The following is a 2277-nucleotide window of genomic DNA, read 5'->3' as shown; positions in this document are numbered from 1 at the left end:
AGTCATGGATGGAGTGATAGGGAGGGGAGAAAGAGGACAATACAGTACAGAACGTATTAAATTTAACTCTTGAACTTTAATGTAACTTTTCGTTACATAGTGAGAAATTTTCCCGCCGACCTACTTATTATGGATAAATTATCAATTATCCCCGCTATTCCCTGATTCCCTGTTCCCTCTTTTCTAGAGAATCAGCAAATCCTAATTATCCATTATCAATTATTCATTATCCATTATTTCTTATCTATTAATAACCAAACCAATAACAATAAAAATAATCTTGAGATTGCTTCCTTCCACGGAGTGACCGTCGCAATGACAAACATTTAATTTATCTATTAATTATCAAACCAATAACAATAAAAATAATGCCGATAAATCTACCTAGAGAAACTTTTTCTCTTAACCAAAACTTCGCGCCTAAAATACTACAAACATAAGTTAATGCTGTTGCCGGACGGACAAAACTAACATCTGCCCAACTTAACACCGAAATGAATGATAAAAAAGCAATTGTTTGACAAAAAACTCCAACAATAATTAACTGATTTATGATAATTTCACCTATTTGCTGAAATAGACTTTTGATAGATTTTAAATTTACCTCTCCAATTTGTTTCATCCCTCTAGCAAGACATAAATCTCCAGTTGAATCAGCCAAAGCAATAATAACGATCGCTAACCAAGTTTTAGACTGATAAAAACTCAAAGATAATCCCACCAAAGCCAGGTTAAAATCCTGATTTTTTCTATCTTCATATAGACTTTTACTTAAACCAACAATTAATACACCAATAGTTATAATCAAAGTTCCGATTAATCTGATATTTGAAATTGTTTCATCTAAAATCAACCAAGCAAATAAAGCATTTAACAAATAAGTTAAAGAGTGCATGGAAAGTACATAACTCAGGTCAAGTTTAGAAATAACAGTTAGATATAAACCCAGAGAAAGCATCAGAAAAAATACCCCTAACCAAATCCAAAAATTTGTTAGTAAGTAAATTATTAATGGTATCCAACTTTCAGAATTAACTAGATTAACTTCCCCAAATTGTTTCATGGCTTTACTTAACCAAATATCTCCTAAAATCTGGGTAATATTCAACAGAAATAGTAAGATTAAATTTGCCATAAGAATTAGGGAAGTAGGAGAGTAGAGTTTTTAAGAATAAGTAAGTAGTAATTACCCTCTTTTCCTAGAATCCTTAAAAACATTGCTAAACTTTACTTAATTACTTAATAACTGAAGCCTTGAGGAAGTATAGCATTATTTTTCGGAATTGGTGTAGCTCCTCCTGAAATATAATGAAAGTTAACTGCGGAAATTTCTGCGAAAATATATTTCTTATACTGAAAATAATATGACAGAAGAGAAGATGTCTGGTTTATTACCAGTATTTAAGTGTGAAAATTCTCAGCCTAGAGGTGATATTGTTTTTGTTCATGGTTTGGCTGGCCATCCCTGGGGGACATGGCATCCTCAAGGCAAAAGGGATAATTCAAGATTTGGACTTTTGGCCGTTTTGGTTGGGAGAAGAACTACAAGCAGATGGAATAGATGTTAATGTCTGGACTTTTGGATATATTGCCCCTCGCTCTAAATATTCTGGTCAGGGAATGTCGCTTTTTGACCAAGCAAGTAATTTACTGAAATATCTGGATATTAAGGGTATAGGCACTCGCCCACTGATATTTGTGACTCATACTATGGGTGGTCTGGTTGTCAAAGAAGTAATTAATACAGCTCAAAATTTTTATCATAAAGAAGTCTTTATTGAACAGACTAAAGGGATTGTTTTTTTGTCTACTCCCCATCAAGGCTCATATTTGGCTGATTTTATTGATAAATTCGATGTCTTAACGAGAACTACAGTAAATGTTAAGGAACTAAAAGCGCATACGTCTCAGTTAAGCAAACTTAATGAATGGTATACAGAAAATGTTGAGAAATTGGGAATTAAAACTGAGGTATTTTATGAAACTCAGTCTATCAAAGGAGTTTTAGTTGTGGATAGAGATAGTGCTAACCCAGGGATTCAGGGTGTTATATCAAATCCGGTAGCATCGGTATAATAAAATTAAACCTGATAAATTAAGGGATAAACAGTAAAAGTTGGGCGATACTGCGCTCCGCAACGCTCCGCGAACGCCATACTGAGATTGTTAAAACTACAACCACACAAAAGTATTGAAGAGTTAGACAGGACTTAGGCAGGACCCCCATATCTGGTAGCTGTCCCCACAGATAGTGTATTGCCTCAGAGTGGGGGTAAG

Annotated in this window: 2 protein-coding genes; one reads left to right on the top strand and one right to left on the bottom strand. The window is 34.1% G+C overall.

What is annotated here, in order from left to right:
- Positions 1 to 331: 331 nt before the first annotated feature.
- Positions 332 to 1135 carry an EamA family transporter gene (locus tag F6K22_RS39075; protein WP_293110344.1) on the bottom strand — a complete coding sequence of 268 codons (804 nt, stop codon included), beginning with the start codon at positions 1133 to 1135 and terminating at the stop codon, positions 332 to 334.
- 305 nt (positions 1136 to 1440) lie between these two features.
- On the opposite strand from F6K22_RS39075, the gene F6K22_RS39070 reads away from it, so the two are divergent.
- Positions 1441 to 2076, top strand: a complete 636-nt coding sequence (locus tag F6K22_RS39070) for an esterase/lipase family protein (RefSeq protein WP_293110342.1) — start codon at positions 1441 to 1443, stop codon at positions 2074 to 2076.
- Positions 2077 to 2277: the final 201 nt, after the last annotated feature.

Origin of the sequence: Okeania sp. SIO2F4 (assembly GCF_010672385.1) — a bacterium.
Lineage (GTDB): Bacteria > Cyanobacteriota > Cyanobacteriia > Cyanobacteriales > Microcoleaceae > Trichodesmium.
Note: the sequence above shows the minus strand (reverse complement) of the source record. Positions and strands in the feature narration are given on the sequence as shown.

Coding starts and splice junctions, on each gene's coding strand:
- F6K22_RS39075 (WP_293110344.1), bottom strand. CDS start 1,135: ATGGCAAATTTAATCTTACTATTTCTGTTGAATATTACCCAGATTTTA.